Annotated in this window: 16 protein-coding genes, 1 tRNA gene and 1 pseudogene; 10 read left to right on the top strand and 8 right to left on the bottom strand. The window is 67.2% G+C overall.

What is annotated here, in order from left to right:
- Positions 1-212: 212 nt before the first annotated feature.
- The gene (locus tag EAO78_RS04230; protein WP_122104617.1) at positions 213-644 is read right to left on the bottom strand and encodes a universal stress protein; all 432 of its coding nucleotides are present in this window, start codon (positions 642-644) and stop codon (positions 213-215) included.
- A 621-nt stretch (positions 645-1,265) separates the two neighbouring features.
- Between EAO78_RS04230 and solA the strand changes: the two genes are divergently transcribed.
- From solA to EAO78_RS04215, 3 genes are all read left to right on the top strand, one after another.
- On the top strand, positions 1,266-2,402 hold the full coding sequence (gene solA / locus EAO78_RS04225; protein ID WP_122104616.1) for an N-methyl-L-tryptophan oxidase: 1,137 nt from the start codon (positions 1,266-1,268) through the stop codon (positions 2,400-2,402).
- Positions 2,403-2,490: 88 nt separating this feature from the next.
- On the top strand, positions 2,491-3,174 hold the full coding sequence (locus EAO78_RS04220) for an HAD-IA family hydrolase (RefSeq protein ID WP_122104615.1): 684 nt from the start codon (positions 2,491-2,493) through the stop codon (positions 3,172-3,174).
- Position 3,175: 1 nt separating this feature from the next.
- Positions 3,176-4,414 (top strand): M20 family metallopeptidase, encoded by a 1,239-nt coding sequence (locus EAO78_RS04215; protein WP_122104614.1) that lies wholly within the window; start codon positions 3,176-3,178, stop codon positions 4,412-4,414.
- Between the two features lie 112 nt (positions 4,415-4,526).
- Here the strand turns inward: EAO78_RS04215 and EAO78_RS04210 are convergent, their stop codons facing one another.
- On the bottom strand, positions 4,527-5,843 hold the full coding sequence (locus tag EAO78_RS04210; protein ID WP_122104613.1) for an ArgE/DapE family deacylase: 1,317 nt from the start codon (positions 5,841-5,843) through the stop codon (positions 4,527-4,529).
- Positions 5,844-6,173: 330 nt separating this feature from the next.
- Here EAO78_RS04210 and EAO78_RS17650 point away from each other — a divergent pair, with 330 nt between their 5' ends.
- Positions 6,174-6,689: a hypothetical protein gene (locus EAO78_RS17650; protein WP_136516481.1), complete on the top strand. Its 516-nt coding sequence runs from the start codon at positions 6,174-6,176 to the stop codon at positions 6,687-6,689.
- A 2-nt stretch (positions 6,690-6,691) separates the two neighbouring features.
- Positions 6,692-7,117, top strand: a complete 426-nt coding sequence (locus EAO78_RS17645; protein ID WP_136516480.1) for a hypothetical protein — start codon at positions 6,692-6,694, stop codon at positions 7,115-7,117.
- Between the two features lie 54 nt (positions 7,118-7,171).
- On the opposite strand, the pseudogene EAO78_RS18075 reads toward EAO78_RS17645, so the two are convergent.
- Positions 7,172-7,288 (bottom strand): annotated as a pseudogene (locus EAO78_RS18075) (restriction endonuclease); the annotation flags it as partial.
- A 246-nt stretch (positions 7,289-7,534) separates the two neighbouring features.
- Positions 7,535-7,608: transfer RNA gene (locus EAO78_RS04205), tRNA-Tyr, on the bottom strand.
- A 155-nt stretch (positions 7,609-7,763) separates the two neighbouring features.
- Here EAO78_RS04205 and EAO78_RS04200 point away from each other — a divergent pair.
- Together EAO78_RS04200 and EAO78_RS04195 are read left to right on the top strand one after the other, a co-directional pair.
- Complete coding sequence (locus tag EAO78_RS04200; protein WP_122104612.1) at positions 7,764-8,621, top strand: hypothetical protein; 858 nt, start codon at positions 7,764-7,766, stop codon at positions 8,619-8,621.
- 67 nt (positions 8,622-8,688) lie between these two features.
- Positions 8,689-11,580 (top strand): ATP-dependent helicase, encoded by a 2,892-nt coding sequence (locus tag EAO78_RS04195; protein ID WP_122104611.1) that lies wholly within the window; start codon positions 8,689-8,691, stop codon positions 11,578-11,580.
- Between the two features lie 81 nt (positions 11,581-11,661).
- On the opposite strand, the gene EAO78_RS04190 is transcribed toward EAO78_RS04195, so the two are convergent.
- Positions 11,662-11,847, bottom strand: a complete 186-nt coding sequence (locus tag EAO78_RS04190; RefSeq protein ID WP_122104610.1) for a hypothetical protein — start codon at positions 11,845-11,847, stop codon at positions 11,662-11,664.
- Between the two features lie 68 nt (positions 11,848-11,915).
- Positions 11,916-12,896, bottom strand: coding sequence for a formyltetrahydrofolate deformylase (locus EAO78_RS04185; RefSeq protein WP_122104609.1), 981 nt, complete (start codon positions 12,894-12,896; stop codon positions 11,916-11,918).
- Between the two features lie 180 nt (positions 12,897-13,076).
- On the opposite strand from EAO78_RS04185, the gene purS reads away from it, so the two are divergent.
- Together purS and purQ are read left to right on the top strand one after the other, a co-directional pair.
- On the top strand, positions 13,077-13,328 hold the full coding sequence (gene purS / locus EAO78_RS04180) for a phosphoribosylformylglycinamidine synthase subunit PurS (protein WP_122104608.1): 252 nt from the start codon (positions 13,077-13,079) through the stop codon (positions 13,326-13,328).
- Positions 13,325-14,002 carry a phosphoribosylformylglycinamidine synthase I gene (purQ, locus tag EAO78_RS04175; protein ID WP_122104607.1) on the top strand — a complete coding sequence of 226 codons (678 nt, stop codon included), beginning with the start codon at positions 13,325-13,327 and terminating at the stop codon, positions 14,000-14,002. Before purS ends, purQ begins: the two co-directional genes overlap by 4 nt.
- A 37-nt stretch (positions 14,003-14,039) precedes the next feature.
- On the opposite strand, the gene EAO78_RS04170 is transcribed toward purQ, so the two are convergent.
- On the bottom strand, positions 14,040-14,510 hold the full coding sequence (locus tag EAO78_RS04170) for an SHOCT domain-containing protein (RefSeq protein WP_238987613.1): 471 nt from the start codon (positions 14,508-14,510) through the stop codon (positions 14,040-14,042).
- A 123-nt stretch (positions 14,511-14,633) separates the two neighbouring features.
- Between EAO78_RS04170 and EAO78_RS04165 the strand changes: the two genes are divergently transcribed.
- Complete coding sequence (locus tag EAO78_RS04165; RefSeq protein WP_122104606.1) at positions 14,634-15,026, top strand: VOC family protein; 393 nt, start codon at positions 14,634-14,636, stop codon at positions 15,024-15,026.
- A gap of 16 nt (positions 15,027-15,042) precedes the next feature.
- Here the strand turns inward: EAO78_RS04165 and EAO78_RS04160 are convergent, their stop codons facing one another.
- A complete protein-coding gene (locus EAO78_RS04160) occupies positions 15,043-15,321 on the bottom strand; it encodes an acylphosphatase (protein WP_122104605.1) in 279 nt (92 codons plus the stop codon).
- Positions 15,322-15,441: the final 120 nt, after the last annotated feature.

Here is a 15,441-nt window from a genome sequence, read left to right as displayed (position 1 = left end):
GGGGGGGGGGGTGTAATCTAACATCTGTATTCGATCCACTCCGTGGGTTTTCTCGCAACCAGTGGCACATTTGCGCGTTCTATTCAGCACGTCACTACGAACACTTTTCAAATTTGATAGAAAATTCGTTGTTCGATACGCACTCCTCAGCGACCGGCTGTTTCACACGACATCACGTCGGAAGAAGCGGATCTCGATCGAGTCGATGACCCTCAGGCGTCGACGTTCGACACGGTATCGCCGGAGCCGTCGACCGTGATGACCGTACAGTCGAGCTGGTCGCGGAGATAGCTGTCGATGTCGGGGTCCGAGAGGAGCTTCTGGACCATGCGCCGCCAACGGCCCGCCTGCTTCGACCCGATGACGACGACGTCGGCGTCCTCGGCGATGATCTCCTCGAGGATGGTCTCCTCGACGAGGAACCCGCGTCGGACGACGTACCGGGCGCGGTCGATCCGGCCGATCCGGCGCTCGACGGCGCGTTTGAGGTCGCTTCGCGAGACGCCGCCGCTGTTCTGATACAGGTCCACGTGGAGGACGGTGAGTTCGGCGTCACGCTCCTCGGCGACGCGGACGCCCTCGCGGAGCGTCGCCTCCGAATGGGCCGTCGGCGGATACCGGACCGGCACCACGACCAGAGTCATGTCGCCACGGACGCGTTCGTCACGTAAATACGCTGTCGATACTCGAGAGGGTCACAGCCCCGCGAACGTCCGGTTTCGTTTCAAATTCCGATAACGAGAGAGGTGCCAATTTGTACTTGTACGTCCCGTCCGTGTCTCGTATAACCGACGACCGACGCGGAGAACGCGTCGCGTGGCCGTTCGACTGGCACGCGATCGAACCCCAGTCGCGACGGCTCGAGGGCCTCGTTGTCGTTCGAGATGCCTCCGCCGTCTCGTGATGACGAGAGAGCAGAGCTCTCTCGAACCACGGTCCTCGGTCGTTCGCTTCGCTCACTCCCTGCGGTCCTTACGGCGGCCACCGTCGCCATCGCGACTGCCCTTTTGGTCCCACCCGACCGCAACCGCCCCGCACGTCTCCGCACAGCCCCGCACCTCACGCCTCCCCAGCCTCGCGGCTCACGGCTCGCGGTTTCACCGCTCGCGTTCGCCGCGTCCCTCGCGCGGGCCGGTTCGCGCCCTGGCGGGCGCTCACGGGCACGCGCCACCGCAATATCAACGGTATCACGTGAATCGACGTGAGCCGGTCGAACGGGACGGGTCGCCGAAGCGTTTTTCTCGGGATCTCCGAAACGTGAGCCGATGACACCGGACGAGACCTACGAGGTGATCGTCGTCGGCGTGGGCGGGATGGGCAGCGCCGCCACCTACCACCTCGCGAAACGCGGCGTGGACGTGCTCGGGATCGAGCGGTACGACGTACCACACGCCCACGGCTCCTCCCATGGCGAGTCCCGACTCCTGCGGCTGCCACAGACCAAGGGCCACGAGTACGTGCCGCTCGTGAAGCGGGCACGGGACCGCTGGCTCGAGTTGGAGGACGAGATCGGGTGGGAGCTGTTCGTCGAGACCGGAACGGTCGGGATCGGGCCGCCCGGCAGCGACAAGATCGCCGACGCGACCGCGGCGTGTGACCGCCACGACGTGTCATACGAGACGCTGTCGACCGCCGAGATCGGCGAGCGGTTCCCCGCGTACGACCTCCCGGAGGACTACGTGGGGATCTACCAGGACGACGGCGGCTTCCTCGCGAGCGAACGGGCGGTCACGGCTCACGTCCGCCGGGCACAGGCACACGGCGGGACGGTCCACGCCCGCGAACGCGTGCTCGACTGGGAGCCCGTCGGCGACGGCGTGCGCGTGCGGACCGATCGAGGGACCTACGCCGCCGACCACCTCGTCGTCTCGTCGGGCGCGTGGGCCGCGAAACACTTGGACGTGCTCTCCGGGAGGCTGACTCCCGAACGACGGGTGATGATCTGGGTTCAACCGGACCGGGAGGAGCACTTCACGCCGGAGGCGTTCCCGGGGTTCACGATACGGGTGCCCGAGGGGTCCTACTACGGGTTCCCGACCTACGAGCGGCCGGGCTACAAGTTCGGACGGGAGCCCGAGACGCCCGAGGCGATCGACCCGGACGACTGGCGCACGGAGCCGACCCTCCAGGATGACGAGTTCCTCAGACGGTTGCCGGAGAACCACCTGCCGACCGGAAACGGACCGACCATGGGGATGTCCTCGTGTATCGTCACGGAGTCGGTCGACGGCCACTTCTACGTCGACACCCACCCCGACTACCCGCAGGTGTCGATCGCGGCCGGCTTCTCGGGGTCGGGCTTCAAGTTCTGTAGCGTGATCGGCGAGGCGCTCGCCGACCTCGCGACGACCGGGGACACCGACGTGCCGATCGGGAGGTTCCGGCTGGCCGGTCGACTCTGACGGCTCCCGCGGGTTCCGCGACTCCCTGGCCTCCCTTCGGCCGCGGCGGACGTGGTTTTATCATCGTCTGCGACCCGACCGTACAGTGATGACACTGGACACGGACCGCGTCGAGACCGTCTTCGTCGACTCCTACAGCACGCTCGTCGACGAGCTATCGACGGAGCGAGCGCTCCGAGAACACACCGACAACCCCGAGGCGATCGCGCGGATCTGGGACCTCCGAGGGAGCCTGTACGGCCTCACGTCGGCGGTGTTGGACGACTTCCGGCCGACCTGGGAGCGCTACGAGACGTCGTTGGATTACGCGCTACAGGTGGCGGACGCGGACGTCACTCCCGACGAGCGGGAGGCGATCCTCGACAGCGTGGGCGATCTGGAGGTGTACGACGACGTTCGCGGCGGGCTCGAACGTCTGATCGACGACGGCTACGAGGTCTACCTGCTCTCGAACGGGGACCCGGACATGCTGGACGGGCTGGTCGCCCACGCGGGGATCGACGACCTGATCGCGGACACGGTGAGCGCCGCCGACGCCGGCGCGTGTAAGCCGGACCGGAAGCTCTACCGACACGCCGCGAGCCGGGCGGGGACGGCCGTCTCCGAGATCGTCCACGTGACCGCGTCGTGGTACGACGTCCAGGGGGCACTCCACACCGGGATGCAGGGAGCCTGGATGAACCGAGCCGGCACCGAGTGGGAGGACTTCCTCCGCGAGCCGGACCTCGAGGTCGGGACGTTCGACGAGTTCGCTGACGAGCTGGGGGTGTAAGATGGCTTCCGACGCGGAACTCGAGACGCTGGGCGACGCGGTGGACGACCTCGCCGACGACGCGGTCGCGTTCCTCGAGGCGATGGTCCGAACGCCGAGCGTGAACCCGCCCGGCGACTATGCCGCGATCGTCGACCTCCTGACGACCGAGTACGAGGGGTACGGCTGGGACGTCGAGATCGAGCGGGCACCCGCGGCGCTCGTGGAGGAACTCGACCTCCCGCACCCGCGGCCGAACGTCCTCGCGTACGCGACCCGCGGGACCGGCCCGACGATCGCGCTCAACGCCCACATCGACACGGTCCCCGTAGAGGAGTCCAACTGGACGTACGACCCCTTCGGCGGCACGGTCGAGGACGGCCGGATCTACGGCCGCGGCGCGCGCGACTCGAAGGGGCGGATCGCCGCCTACACGCTGGCGACGCGCGCGCTGGAGGAGAGCGGGCTGCTCCCCGACGACGCCACGGTCGTGCTCGCGCTGACGGCGGACGAGGAGACCGGCGGGGAGGCGGGCGCGGGCCACCTGGTCGAGAGCGGCGCGCTCGAGGCCGACTACGCGATCGTCGAGGGCAGCACCTACGCGGTCGAGTACGCCTCCTCGGGCGTGCTCACGCTCCGGGTCGACGTCGAGGGCGCGTCCGCACACGCGGGGCTCGAGCCGGAGTCGGGCGCGAACGCGGTGGTCGCGGCCGCGCGACTCGTCGAGGCGCTCGACGCGCACGGCGACGACCTCGCGGACCGGGAGAGCGAGGTTCCCGGCGTCGGGAGCGCCACCTGTACGCCCTCGACGATCGAGGGCGGCGTCGAGACCAACGTCGTCCCGCCGGCCTGCTCGTTCACGGTCGACCGCCGGGTACCGCCGGATCACGACGCCGCGGCCGCGGAGCGGGAGGTCCGGGAGGTCGTCGCCGAGGCGGACCTCCCGGCGGGGACGTCGGCGACGGTGACGGCGACGAGCCGGACGAGGGCGTTCCGGTCGGATCCCGACGACCCGCACGTCCGCGCGGTCGCAACGAACGCGAACGAGGTGATAGGCGACGTACCCGTCCGCGGCACCCGCGGCGGCTCCGACGCCGGACACTTCCACGCCGGCGGGACGAAGGCCGTCAAGTTCGGGCCCGGCGGCCGGGACTCGAACGTCCACGGACCGGACGAGAACCTCGCGCTCGACCAACTGCGCGACGCCGGGGTCGTCGTCGCCGCGAGCGTTCGGGACATCGCGCGCGAAGAGGAGGAGTGAGCGTCGGCGTCAAAGTACGCGAGAGGGGCCCCGGTCGGCGTAGCGCCCGCGCCACCAGGCGACTCGCTCGGGGCACACCCGAGTCACCGATCCGATGGCAGGCGAGTCGTCGCTACTCCTCGACGCCGCACCACTCCATCGTCGTCAACGCGAGGACCTGGGCGGTGTCGACGAGCGAGTCGACGTCGACGTACTCGTCGGTCCCGTGGCCGTTCCCGCCGCTCGGACCGACGCTCGGACAGGGAATATCGTAGTAGCGGTTGTAGAACCGCTCGTCGTTCCCGCCCAGCCCGCCGCGGTACTCCACCTCGCCGCCCGTGACCCGCTCCGTCTCCTCGCACACGAGTCCGAAGAAGTCGCTGTCGTAGTCGATCTCGTGGGGGTCCGTGCTCCAGCCGAACCACTCGATCTCCGGCGGGTGTTCCGCGAGCCAGTCGTCGTTCTCGGCGACCCGTCGGATCGTCTCCGTCACCTCCGCCCGCACGTCCTCACGCGTCTGTCCCGCGCTCGGGGGCCAGCCGATGCGGTACTCCATCACGACCTCCCCGGGGACGGTCGAGGTCCACGACCCGGGGACGTGGATGTCGGTCAGGCTCAGGTTCGTGGTGCTCCCCTCGGCTTCGGCGTACTGGTTGATCGACGGCTCGTAGTCGTCGATCCGCTCGTTCCGCTCCTCGTGGAGCGCCTCGAGCGCCCGGTAGATCTCGTATCCCTTCCCGACGGCGTCGACCCCGAGGAACTTGTACGCGGTGTGGGCTGGCTTCCCGGGGACGGTCACGCGGAAGTACAACACGCCCGCGCTCGCGACGCCGACCGTGGGGACGCCCGACGGCTCCGGGATGATCGCCGCGTCGGGCCGGTACCCTCGCTCGAGCGCCGAGAGCACCCCGCCGACGCCGCCGGCCTCCTCCTCGATCGTCGTCTGGAGCGTCAGGTCGCCGCGCAGTTCGACGCCGAGTTCCCGAAGCGCGCCGTAGGCGGCCACGAACGCGGCGATCCCGCCCTTCATGTCGAACGTGCCGCGGCCGTACAGCCGCCCGTTCTCGAGGTGCGTCTCCCAGGGGTCGTGCTCCCAGGCGTCGACCGGGTCCGGCGGCACGACGTCGACGTGTCCGCTGAACGCGAGCGATCGGCCGTCTCCGGACCCGGGGTCGGTCGCGGCGACGTTCTCGCGTCCCTCGTAGCCGTACTCCTCGAACGGCGTCGTCTCGAAGAAGGCCGGGTGATCTCGGAGCGCCTCGGCGTCCGGCTCCCAGGCGTCCACGTCGAGCCCGAACTCCTCGAACTTCTCGACCATCACTGCCTGCGCCGGCCCCTCCTCGCCCGGAAGCGATCGGGCGGCGACCAACTCGGAGAGGAACGCGAGCGTCTCGTCGCGGTTCTCGGCGATGTGCTCACACACGGCCTCCCGTGTTCCGCGGTCAGTCATGGGTTCAACAACCGGGAACGCGCACTTAACTGTCCGGCTCGGCGAGGGTACTCGATCTTCGCGTCGAGTTTCGTGGTCGAAGATCATTCATCAAATCGCCGGACCCATCTAGAAGTGGAGGCACTTCGAGAAACGAATTTAGTAGTGTCGGATGGAATTTCGTAAATTGAGTGAAAGTAGAATATTGGTTATTTTAGGGCTTTGAGTTCTCTAACACCTATCTAGCTTGGATGTGTTTCACTTTCACCCATCTCCCGAAGGTCTATACCCGAATAAGATGAAGACATGGTAAGAGCATAGAAGCGCAATCATTGCAGAAATCCCAACTCAATGTCAACGTACAAAGACAGAGAGGCGAATGATGAAGACGTTAGATACGTCGGTGGGCTGATCAAGCGCATAAGCAACTTCGATCCCGATAGATACACCAACGTGTTTAATGAGCGAATGAAATTCCAGAAAACAGTATACTTGATTCAAGCATTCGACATTCCGCTTGGATTTAGTTTTAATTGGCACGTTCGAGGTCCATACTCACCGGCAGTTGCAGATGTCGGATTTGCCTTTGCGGATACCTACGATGAGGTCAGTGAAAGCGAATTCACCGAAGAACGGTATGAACAACGATTCCAAGAGTTTCAGGAATATATCAATCCTTTCAAAAATGACACCGAGAAGCTAGAAGCGGCTGCCTCTCTTCATTTCCTTTGGAAGAACAATGAAAATGTGAACAGGGATGTCCTTATTGATTATCTATTGGGAGAAAAAGACCTTCCTGAAACAGATTTCCAAGACTGTGAAGAATATTGGCAAGAGCTTGTCAATCTTGACGCGATCGGGAACTGATCATGACTAGTCATTCCGTGTTTTTTCTTTCTTTAGCCTCTGTTTCTGCAGTGATGCTCGGTATCTGTGTGACTGTTCGGAATAACGCCTACTCAACGATACTGCGGCATTTTGATGAAGATATACAACTGGGCAATTCGGACTATGAACGGATTTTACGGCGATCTGGTGGCGGAGCAATGGCTGCTGGTGTCTGTTATTCGGTATCAATTTTCGGGGCATTTTCTGGAGTACTTTTGGAAGCAGATCCAATGAAAACAAACTGGCCAGTTATGGTTACTCTGGGCTTCTTTGCTATCGGATTTCTTGGACTCTTATTTTCTCTCCTTACTGGACACATTAAGCTTGGAAATCCATTCAGGGCTCCAAAAAAACCCGAAGAGCCTGATCGAGACGATCGGCCAGAGATCGAGCCGAGAGATGAGTGAAGCACTAAAAAAATGAGTATTTATCGAAGACACTTCATTGAATATCTGTGTACCCTAGTTACTAACTGCCTCCTCGACGATCTCGATCTCTTCCTCCGTTAGCCCGTACAGCTCGTAGACGATCTCGTCGATCAGGTCGTCGGTCTTTGCGATCTTCTCGTCGAGTTCCTCGATATGCGGCTCGTCGTGAACCTCGGTCACGATCCGAACCGACGACTGTGCCATACCTGCGAGTATCAGCCGAGAAGACATAAAACATCGCTCCACACCTCATCACCCGGTTCAGCCAGTTTCGATCCGATCGTGCTGATCGCGCACCCCGCCGCCGCGATCGTACCACCGTTCCCCGCTCGCTACGCTCGCGGAGACGGGGGACAAGCCGATCTACCGTCGGCTACGAATCAGCTTGTAGGAAAGTCCGCCCTCCCCGAATTGAACGGGGGACAAGCCGATCTACAGTCGGCTGCTCTACCAGGCTGAGCTAAGGGCGGTCACTGAATTCTACCCGCTGGATCCGACTTAAGGGTTCCCTTTCGATGGAGGGACGGGCCGGGATATCGCACGCCGGAACCACCAAGGAGACGTCGATTCGAGACGTCGACCGCGGCGCGCCGTCGTTAAGTCGGTCGCGGCGGGAGCGGTACGTATGAGCGACGACGGACCGGAGCGACAGGCCACCTTCAGGACCGACGGCAGCCTCGAGACCGACACCACGCCGGAGGCCACCGGCGAGAACGACTTCGGCGAGCGGAAGGCCGAAAACGAGACCGACGGCGGCTACAGCCGGTACGCCGTCTCCAGCCTCCTCCAGAAGGCGGTCCGCCGCTCGGACGAGGAGATCGCGGCCTGGGCCGCCTGGGAGCTCGCCCGCTCGGGATACGCCTGGAACCTCTGGGACCGGCTGAACCTCTACGTCGTCGAGGACCTGCGCGCCGGGAGCGAGGTCGCGCTGCTCGTCGAACGCTACGAGGAACTCGCCACCGAACGCTGGGAGCCGGACGAGTGGCGCGGTCGGCTGTGTGCGATCCACGCGGCGCTCGCGGCCGCCCGCGCCCGCTCGGCCCGCGAGGCGGCCAACGCCGACGCCTACTTCTCCGCGGTCGCCGAGGAGCGCGCCGAGGCCCGCGAACGCGGCGAGGAACCCGATCACGACTTTCCCGCGGGCGACCTCGAGGCCGGCGGCGAGTTCGACGTCGCCCTCGACGGCCACACCGGCGAGGGGGCCAAACGCGACCGCGGGACGCGGTTCTTCAAGACTCGCGGCGCGCGCGTCGGCCCCGAGGGCGAAGACGAGACGAGCGCGCGCTGGCAGCGGCTCGCGATGGCGCTCGACGACGACGTCGCCTACTCGGCGGCCGAGCTGGATCACGCCGTCGCGCCGGTGGATCCCGACGACCCGTGGACCGAACCCGAGGAGATCGGTGGCGGTAACGGGGAGGGAGAGTCGACCGACGGCGATGTCGACGCGGGTTCGGACGGGTCCCTGACCGACTTCTCGGGGTAGGTCAGCGGGAGGGATCCGAACCGACTCCGTCACAACCGCTTTGGCTCCGTGGCCCCACGTTCGGTTCGTGACCGACAGCGCGGACGGGACGACCGGAGCCGCCGCCGAGGCGCGGGCGAGGCGGCTCCTTCGTGAGGTCGGGGGCGACCGCGACTGGTCGTTCGATCCCGAGACGGTCCCGATCCGCGACGCGGCCGTCCTCGAACACCTCTCGCCGGCAGTCAGCCGGTGGTGGGTCGAGACGTTCGGCGAGTACGTCGCGGAGAACGGCGGCCTCTTCACGCCGCCACAGCGCGGGGGGATCCCGCACGTCGCCGCCGGGCGGAACTGTCTCGTGGCCGCGCCGACGGGCAGCGGGAAGACGCTGGCGGCGTTCACCGCCGTCCTCGACGACCTCTTCGCGCGCGAGCGCGCCGGCGACCTGGAGAACTCGGTGTACTGTCTGTACGTCTCGCCGCTCAAGTCGCTCGCGAACGACATCGAGCGAAACCTCGAGACGCCCCTCGCGGAGCTGTCCGAACGGATCGCGGCGAGCGACGACCGCGAGGACGGAGACGCCCTCGACGAATCTGACGACATGGCCGATGGCGACGCCCCCGACGACGGTCCGAACGTCCGCCAGGCGATCCGCCACGGCGACACCGACCAGGCGGACCGGCAGGCGATGCTCGAGGAGACCCCTCACGTTCTCAATACGACGCCGGAGACGCTCGCGATCCTGCTCAATGCGCCGAAGTTCAAGGAGAGGCTGCGGACCGTCGAGTACGTGATCGTCGACGAGATCCACTCGCTGGCGGGGAACGAACGCGGGACGCATCTCTCCCTTTCGCTCGAACGCCTGGAGGAGCTCGCCGACGGCTCGCCGACCCGGATCGGCTGTTCGGCGACGGTGGACCCGCTCTCGGGGATCGCGGAGTTCCTGGTCGGGTGCGAGCGGGTCGCCGGCGAGGTCGGCGATCCCGACGGGTTCGCTCCCCGCGAGTACGAGGTCGTCGACGCGCGGTTCGGCAGGGAGTTCGACCTCGAGCTTCGGACTCCGGCCGCGGACCTCGTCCACACGCCGCGGTCGGTCGTCACCGACCGGTTCTACGGGGACCTCCGCGAGCTGATCGAGGACCACGAGAACACGCTGGTGTTCACGAACTCCCGGTCCGGCGCGGAGCGCGTCCTCAAGGAGCTCAGGGAGCGGTTCGACTACGACGAGTCGAACTCCGGCTGTCATCACGGGAGCATCGGGGAGACCCAGCGGGTCCGCATCGAGGAGGGGTTGAAGTCCGGCGACCTCGACGTGGTCACCACCTCGACGAGCCTCGAGCTCGGCATCGACATGCCCCACCTCGATCTCGTCGTCCAAGTGGGGTCGCCGAAGTCGGTCGCCGCCCTCCTCCAGCGAGTGGGACGGGCGGGCCACAGCCCCGGCGAGACGGTCGAGGGTCGGGTGTTCGCGCTCGACCGCGACGAACTGGTGGAGTGTGCGGCCACGGTCGCCCGCGCGGAGGCGGGCTTCGTCGATCGGATCTCCGTTCCCGAGAACGCCGCGGACGTCGCCGCCCAACACGTGTACGGGATGGCGATAAACCGTATCCGCCCGGATCGGGAGGTTCGGGAGGTTCTCCGTCGAGCGTGGCCGTACCGCGACTTCGACGCGGAGCGCTACGAGTCGCTCATGCGGTACCTCACGGCCGACTACGAGGGGCTGGCGGAGAGGAACGTCTACCCGAAGGTGTGGCGGGACGCGAACGACCCGTCCGGCGGCGAGCACCACCACGGGGAGTTCCCGGTCGGCGAGACGCTCGTCGGCAAGCGCGGGCGGCTCGCCCGGGTCATCTACATGACCAACGTCGGGACCATTCCCGACTCGTTCAGCTGTGCCGTGTACACTCGCGAGGACGAACGGATCGGGACTCTCGACGAGACGTACCTCGACACGATCGAGCCCGGCGACGTGTTCGCGCTCGGCGGCGAGCGGTTCGCGTTCCGCTACCGCCGCGGGTCGAAGGTGTACGTCGATCGGACGACGGAGCGGGCGACGGTCCCCACCTGGTACGCCGAGCGGCTTCCGCTGTCGTCCGACCTCTCCCGCGAGGTGCTCGCGTTCCGAGCGGAGCTGCTCGACCGACTGGAGGACGGCGGTCCGCCGGCGCTTCGCGCGTGGCTCCGCGAGCACTCCCTCGACGAGAACGCGGTCCGAGCGATCGCGCGGACCTACGACGAGCAGGTGCGGTACGCCGGCGTCGAGAGCGTCTCGACGCCCTCGCGGATCGTCGTCGAGGAGGAACTCGACCGGGAGGCGTACAAGCGCCGGTTCTACGTCCACACGCTGTACGGGCGGCGGTTCAACGACGGCCTGTCCCGGCTGGTCGCCGCCGAGTGTTCGAGTCGGACGGACGCCGACGTCGCCCGCGCGGTCGACGACGACGGCTTCAGCCTCGCCGTCCCGTTGAACCGCAAGGTCGACGTGGCGGGCGTCCTCCGCGGGCTCGATCCGGAGGCCGTCCGCCAGGACCTCCGCGACGCGCTCGAGGGAACCGACCGCCTGAAACGGACCTTCCGGATCGTCGCCGGTCGGGCACTCATGGTGTTGAAACGCTACAAGGGCCGCGAGAAGACGGCCGCCCAACAGCAGCTGTCGGCGGAGATGCTGCTGCCGTTCGTGACCGGTCTCGAGGGGTTCGCCGTCCTCGAGGAGACCTATCGCGAGCTCCTCGAGGACGACCTCGATGCGGCGGGGATCCGAGAGGTCCTCGAGGGGATCGAGAGCGGACGGATCCGGGTCGTCGGCCACACGACGGAGTCGCCGACGCCGCTCTCGTTCGGACTGGCGACGCTCGTCGACTCCGACGTGGTGATCGCGGACGACGAGTCGACGGCGCTCCGGGAGTACCACGCCCACGTGACGGAGGCGATCGACGGGAGTAGCGTTGACGGGAACGGTGGTGACGGAAGCGACGTTCGGTAGCGGAAGCGACGTTGGCGGTACGACCTCGAGACTCCGGGAGGTTCGAGGGCTGATCGATGGCGAGGCCGGACGGAGCGCCGTTCACGCGGGTCGGACGAGATCCGGCAGGACGTCCGGAAGCCCCTCCAGGATCGTCACGGAGTAGTAGACCAGGACGGCGAGTACGACCATCGACAGGAGCAGCAGGAAGACCACGATCACGCGGTCGTCGCTCCGGATGGTTGCCCGGGCGTCGGCCCCGATCGGTCGGTCGTCACGTCCGCACATTCGGTGGCTCTAGGCGCGAGTTCGGATAAAAACGTCGTGGTCGCTCGATCGGGTCCGGACGCCGCCGCTTAGTCGGATCCGGGGGTCGGCGGGTCCGGGCGTGTCAGCGGCTCGCCGTCGACCGGCTCGTCCGGGTTCGCCTCGCTTGCGGCCGCGGGGAGGCCGAGGTCCGGCTCCGCGTCCGTACCCTCGCGCACGTGGACGGTACCGCGATGGACCGCGATCGCGTCCGCCAGGTGGAGCCGTACCGCCTCCAACAACACCTCGGCCTCGAGGGGTTGCCCGCGACGTTTGATCTCCTCGACGCTCGCCCCGTCCGGCACGTCGAAGGCGCGCTGGGCGATGACCGGCCCCTGGTCGAGGTCGGTCGTCACGTAGTGGGAGGTGACGCCCGAGATCCGGACCCCGGCGTCCTTCGCCTGCCGGTACGCCTCCGCGCCGGGGAAGGCGGGCAGGAGGGAGGGGTGGACGTTGACGATCCGGCCCTCGTAGCGGAAGACGACCTCCGGCGAGAGGATCCGCATGTAGCGGGCCAACGCGATCAGGTCCACGTCGTACTCGGCCAGGAGATCGAGCAGCCGCCCCTCGTCGGTGTTTCCGCTCCCGTCCCCGACGTCGTAGAAGGGCTTGCCGTAGCGCTCGGCGAGCGATCGCAGGTCGCCGCGGTTGCCGATCACAACGGGGATCTCGGCCTCGCCGTCCTCGGCGAGCTCGCCGTTCGCCTCCGCCTCCAGCATCGCCTCGGGGACGTGGGTCTCCTTCGTGACGAGCAGCGCGACCCGCCTCGCGTCCCGGTCGCTCGGGAATCGCACCTGGATGTCGACGTCGAGGTCGCGGCCGAGCTCGGCGAGCGCGCGCCGGAGTTCGCCGCGGGAGGTCGTCATCTCCGCGGTGTCGACCCGCGTGGTCATCCGGAAGACGCCGTCGCGGACCGCCTGGTCGAGCCCCTCGATGTTGATCCCCCGCTCGAACAGCAGGGAGGTGACCCGGGCGATGAGTCCCGTCTCGTCTCCTCCGACGACCGTGATCTCGGTCAGTTCGCGGGTCATGCGCCGATCACCTCCGCCGGTTCGAACGATGGCATACACCCGCATCAGGCCCCGGAGGGGTTTGCCCCTTTCGTTCCGTTCCGCCCGTGATCCACGACGATCGACCGAAATAGATCCACGCACGTGTATATACGAGTCGTTCCAAAACGGTTTTTACACACGAACCCGCACCTTCGGACGATGACCGAATTCACCGCGACCGTGACGGTCCGGCTGAAGCGAGGGGTGCTCGACCCGGAGGCCGAGACGACGAAGCGGGCCCTCGAACGCCTCGGGTTCGAGCTCTCCGCGCTCCGCTCGGCGGACCGGTTCGAGCTCGACCTCGAGGCCGCCGACGCCGAGGAGGCCGAGACGCGGGCCGACGAGATGGCCGAGCGGCTGCTCGCGAACCCCACGATCCACGACTACGACGTCGCGGTCGCGGAGCGATGACGGTTTCAGTCGTCCAGTTCGGCGGGTCCAACTGCGACCGCGACGCGGTCCGCGCGCTCCGGCACCTCGGGATCGACGCCGAGCGCCGCTGGCACGAGGACGGCCTGCCGGCGGACCCCGACGGGATCGTCCTCCCGGGCGGCTTCTCGTACGGCGACTACCTTCGAGCGGGCGCGATGGCCGCTCGCGCACCGATCATGGCGGAGGTCCGCGAGGCGGCCGAGGCGGGGGTCCCCGTCCTCGGCGTCTGTAACGGCGCACAGATCGGCTCCGAGTCCGGGCTCACCCCCGGCGCGTTCACGACCAACGCCTCCGCGCGGTTCCAGTGTGAACCCGTCCACCTCCGCGTCGAGCGCGCGGACACGCCCTGGACCGCCGCCTACGACGTGGGCGACGTCATCGAGGTCCCGATCGCCCACGGCGAGGGACGCTTCGAGATCGAGGCGGACGCCCACGAGGAGCTCGTCGCCGACGACCGCGTCCTCTTCCGGTACTGCGACGAGGCCGGCAACGTCACCGACGAGGCGAACCCGAACGGCTCGACCGACAACGTCGCCGGCGTCCTCGGCGAGCGCGAGACGGTCGCGGTGTTGATGCCCCACCCCGAGCGCGCGACGCTGCCCGACGTGGCGACGAGCACCGACGGCGCGGGGGTCCTCGAGGCGTTCTCGTAGCGGTCGCTCGGCAGTCGCCGACTCGAGGTCTACACGCTCACCGCGATTCGGTCGTTTCGGACGGCTCAACCGTCGATCGGTCCGCCATCCCGTCGGCGGACTCCTTCTCGAGTTCCCGCTCCAACGCCCGCTCGAACTCCGCCTCGGTGAGCTCGCCCGCCGTGTACCGGCGCTGGATCCGGGCGATCGGGTCGGTTCGTTCCGGCGTGTCGGCCGAGTCGTCCGTCGGTTCGTCCGCCGGCTCGTCGTCGTCCGCAAGCGCGCGCATGCCGACGTAGCCCAACGCGAGGACTGCCACGAGCGGGAACAGGAGGAACGGGAGGAACGCGAGCCCCATTCCACCCATCATTCCCATGTCTCCGGCCGTTCTCCCCGCACCCATGCCGCCCATCCCGCCGACGGTGCTCGACGCCGGGATCCCGACCAGCAGCGACGAGAGCAGGAACCCAGCGAGCGAGCCGACGCCGACGAGGATCGCGACGCGTGCGGGTCGGTCGAGCGTGCCCATGTGTGGAGGTCCGGCGGCATCGGATATATACGATCGCGTCCGATCCCGCGGTCGTGGAATTCGAACGGGAACGCGGGGTCGGCCGCCACACGTTTTTGCCGATCGCACCCGAACGCCCGCTCCGTGAAGGCACGCCACATCGACCACGTCAACCTCCGGATCCCGGAGGACGGCGTCGACGACGCCCGCGAGTTCTACCGTGACCGGCTCGGCTTCGGCATCGAGGACGCCCGATTCAAGGCGGGAGAGAAGCCCTTCCTCGACGTGCGGCTCTCCGCGACCGCGGTGATCCACCTCTGGCCGACCGCGGAGTTCGAGCCGCCGACGGCGACGAACTACGACCACGTCGCGGTCGTCGTCGAGGAGTCAGTCGAGGCGATAGAGACCGAACTCGACGCGGCCGGCGTCGACGTCGAGGAGACGCTGGAGTCGCCGCTCGGCGCGACCGGCGAGGCGGGCGCGGTGTACGTTCGCGACCCGTTCGGTTACCGGATCGAGCTCAAAGAGCGGGTGTGAGGGCGTCGGACTCCCTTCACCGTCGGACCTCGAACCCGTCGAGTCCCTCCGAGTCCTCATAGGTCGCGTCGACGTCGTCGACCTCGGCGGCCGGGCTTCCCGCGTGACACCACTCGACCATCCCCTCGACGGCGGACTCCGGCCCCTCGAACACGGCCTCGACGCGCCCGTCGTCGAGGTTCCGAACCCACCCGTCGACGCCCCGCTCGCGGGCGGCGTCCCGCGTCGTCGCGCGGTAGAAGACGCCCTGAACGCGCCCGGAGACGTACACGTGTGCTCGCGTTCGTGACGGCATACGCTCCCGGGTTCGGCCCGCGAACCGGTAAAGACGGCGGTCGGGGCCCTCCGGGGGTGAGGTGCGGTTGAGTGCCGGGAATCGAGTGATCGGTCCCCGTGTACGGCCGGTTCGAGGACG

This window comes from Halobellus captivus, assembly GCF_003697845.1.
Classification (GTDB): Archaea; Halobacteriota; Halobacteria; order Halobacteriales; family Haloferacaceae; genus Halorubrum; species Halorubrum glutamatedens.
Note: the sequence above shows the minus strand (reverse complement) of the source record. Positions and strands in the feature narration are given on the sequence as shown.

Coding starts and splice junctions, on each gene's coding strand:
- EAO78_RS04190 (WP_122104610.1), bottom strand. CDS start 11,847: ATGTGCGGACGTGACGACCGACCGATCGGGGCCGACGCCCGGGCAACC.
- solA (WP_122104616.1), top strand. CDS start 1,266: ATGACACCGGACGAGACCTACGAGGTGATCGTCGTCGGCGTGGGCGGG.
- EAO78_RS04220 (WP_122104615.1), top strand. CDS start 2,491: ATGACACTGGACACGGACCGCGTCGAGACCGTCTTCGTCGACTCCTAC.
- EAO78_RS04200 (WP_122104612.1), top strand. CDS start 7,764: ATGAGCGACGACGGACCGGAGCGACAGGCCACCTTCAGGACCGACGGC.
- EAO78_RS17645 (WP_136516480.1), top strand. CDS start 6,692: ATGACTAGTCATTCCGTGTTTTTTCTTTCTTTAGCCTCTGTTTCTGCA.
- purS (WP_122104608.1), top strand. CDS start 13,077: ATGACCGAATTCACCGCGACCGTGACGGTCCGGCTGAAGCGAGGGGTG.
- EAO78_RS04210 (WP_122104613.1), bottom strand. CDS start 5,843: ATGACTGACCGCGGAACACGGGAGGCCGTGTGTGAGCACATCGCCGAG.
- EAO78_RS04170 (WP_238987613.1), bottom strand. CDS start 14,510: ATGGGCACGCTCGACCGACCCGCACGCGTCGCGATCCTCGTCGGCGTC.
- EAO78_RS04160 (WP_122104605.1), bottom strand. CDS start 15,321: ATGCCGTCACGAACGCGAGCACACGTGTACGTCTCCGGGCGCGTTCAG.
- EAO78_RS04230 (WP_122104617.1), bottom strand. CDS start 644: ATGACTCTGGTCGTGGTGCCGGTCCGGTATCCGCCGACGGCCCATTCG.
- purQ (WP_122104607.1), top strand. CDS start 13,325: ATGACGGTTTCAGTCGTCCAGTTCGGCGGGTCCAACTGCGACCGCGAC.
- EAO78_RS17650 (WP_136516481.1), top strand. CDS start 6,174: ATGTCAACGTACAAAGACAGAGAGGCGAATGATGAAGACGTTAGATAC.
- EAO78_RS04185 (WP_122104609.1), bottom strand. CDS start 12,896: ATGACCCGCGAACTGACCGAGATCACGGTCGTCGGAGGAGACGAGACG.
- EAO78_RS04215 (WP_122104614.1), top strand. CDS start 3,176: ATGGCTTCCGACGCGGAACTCGAGACGCTGGGCGACGCGGTGGACGAC.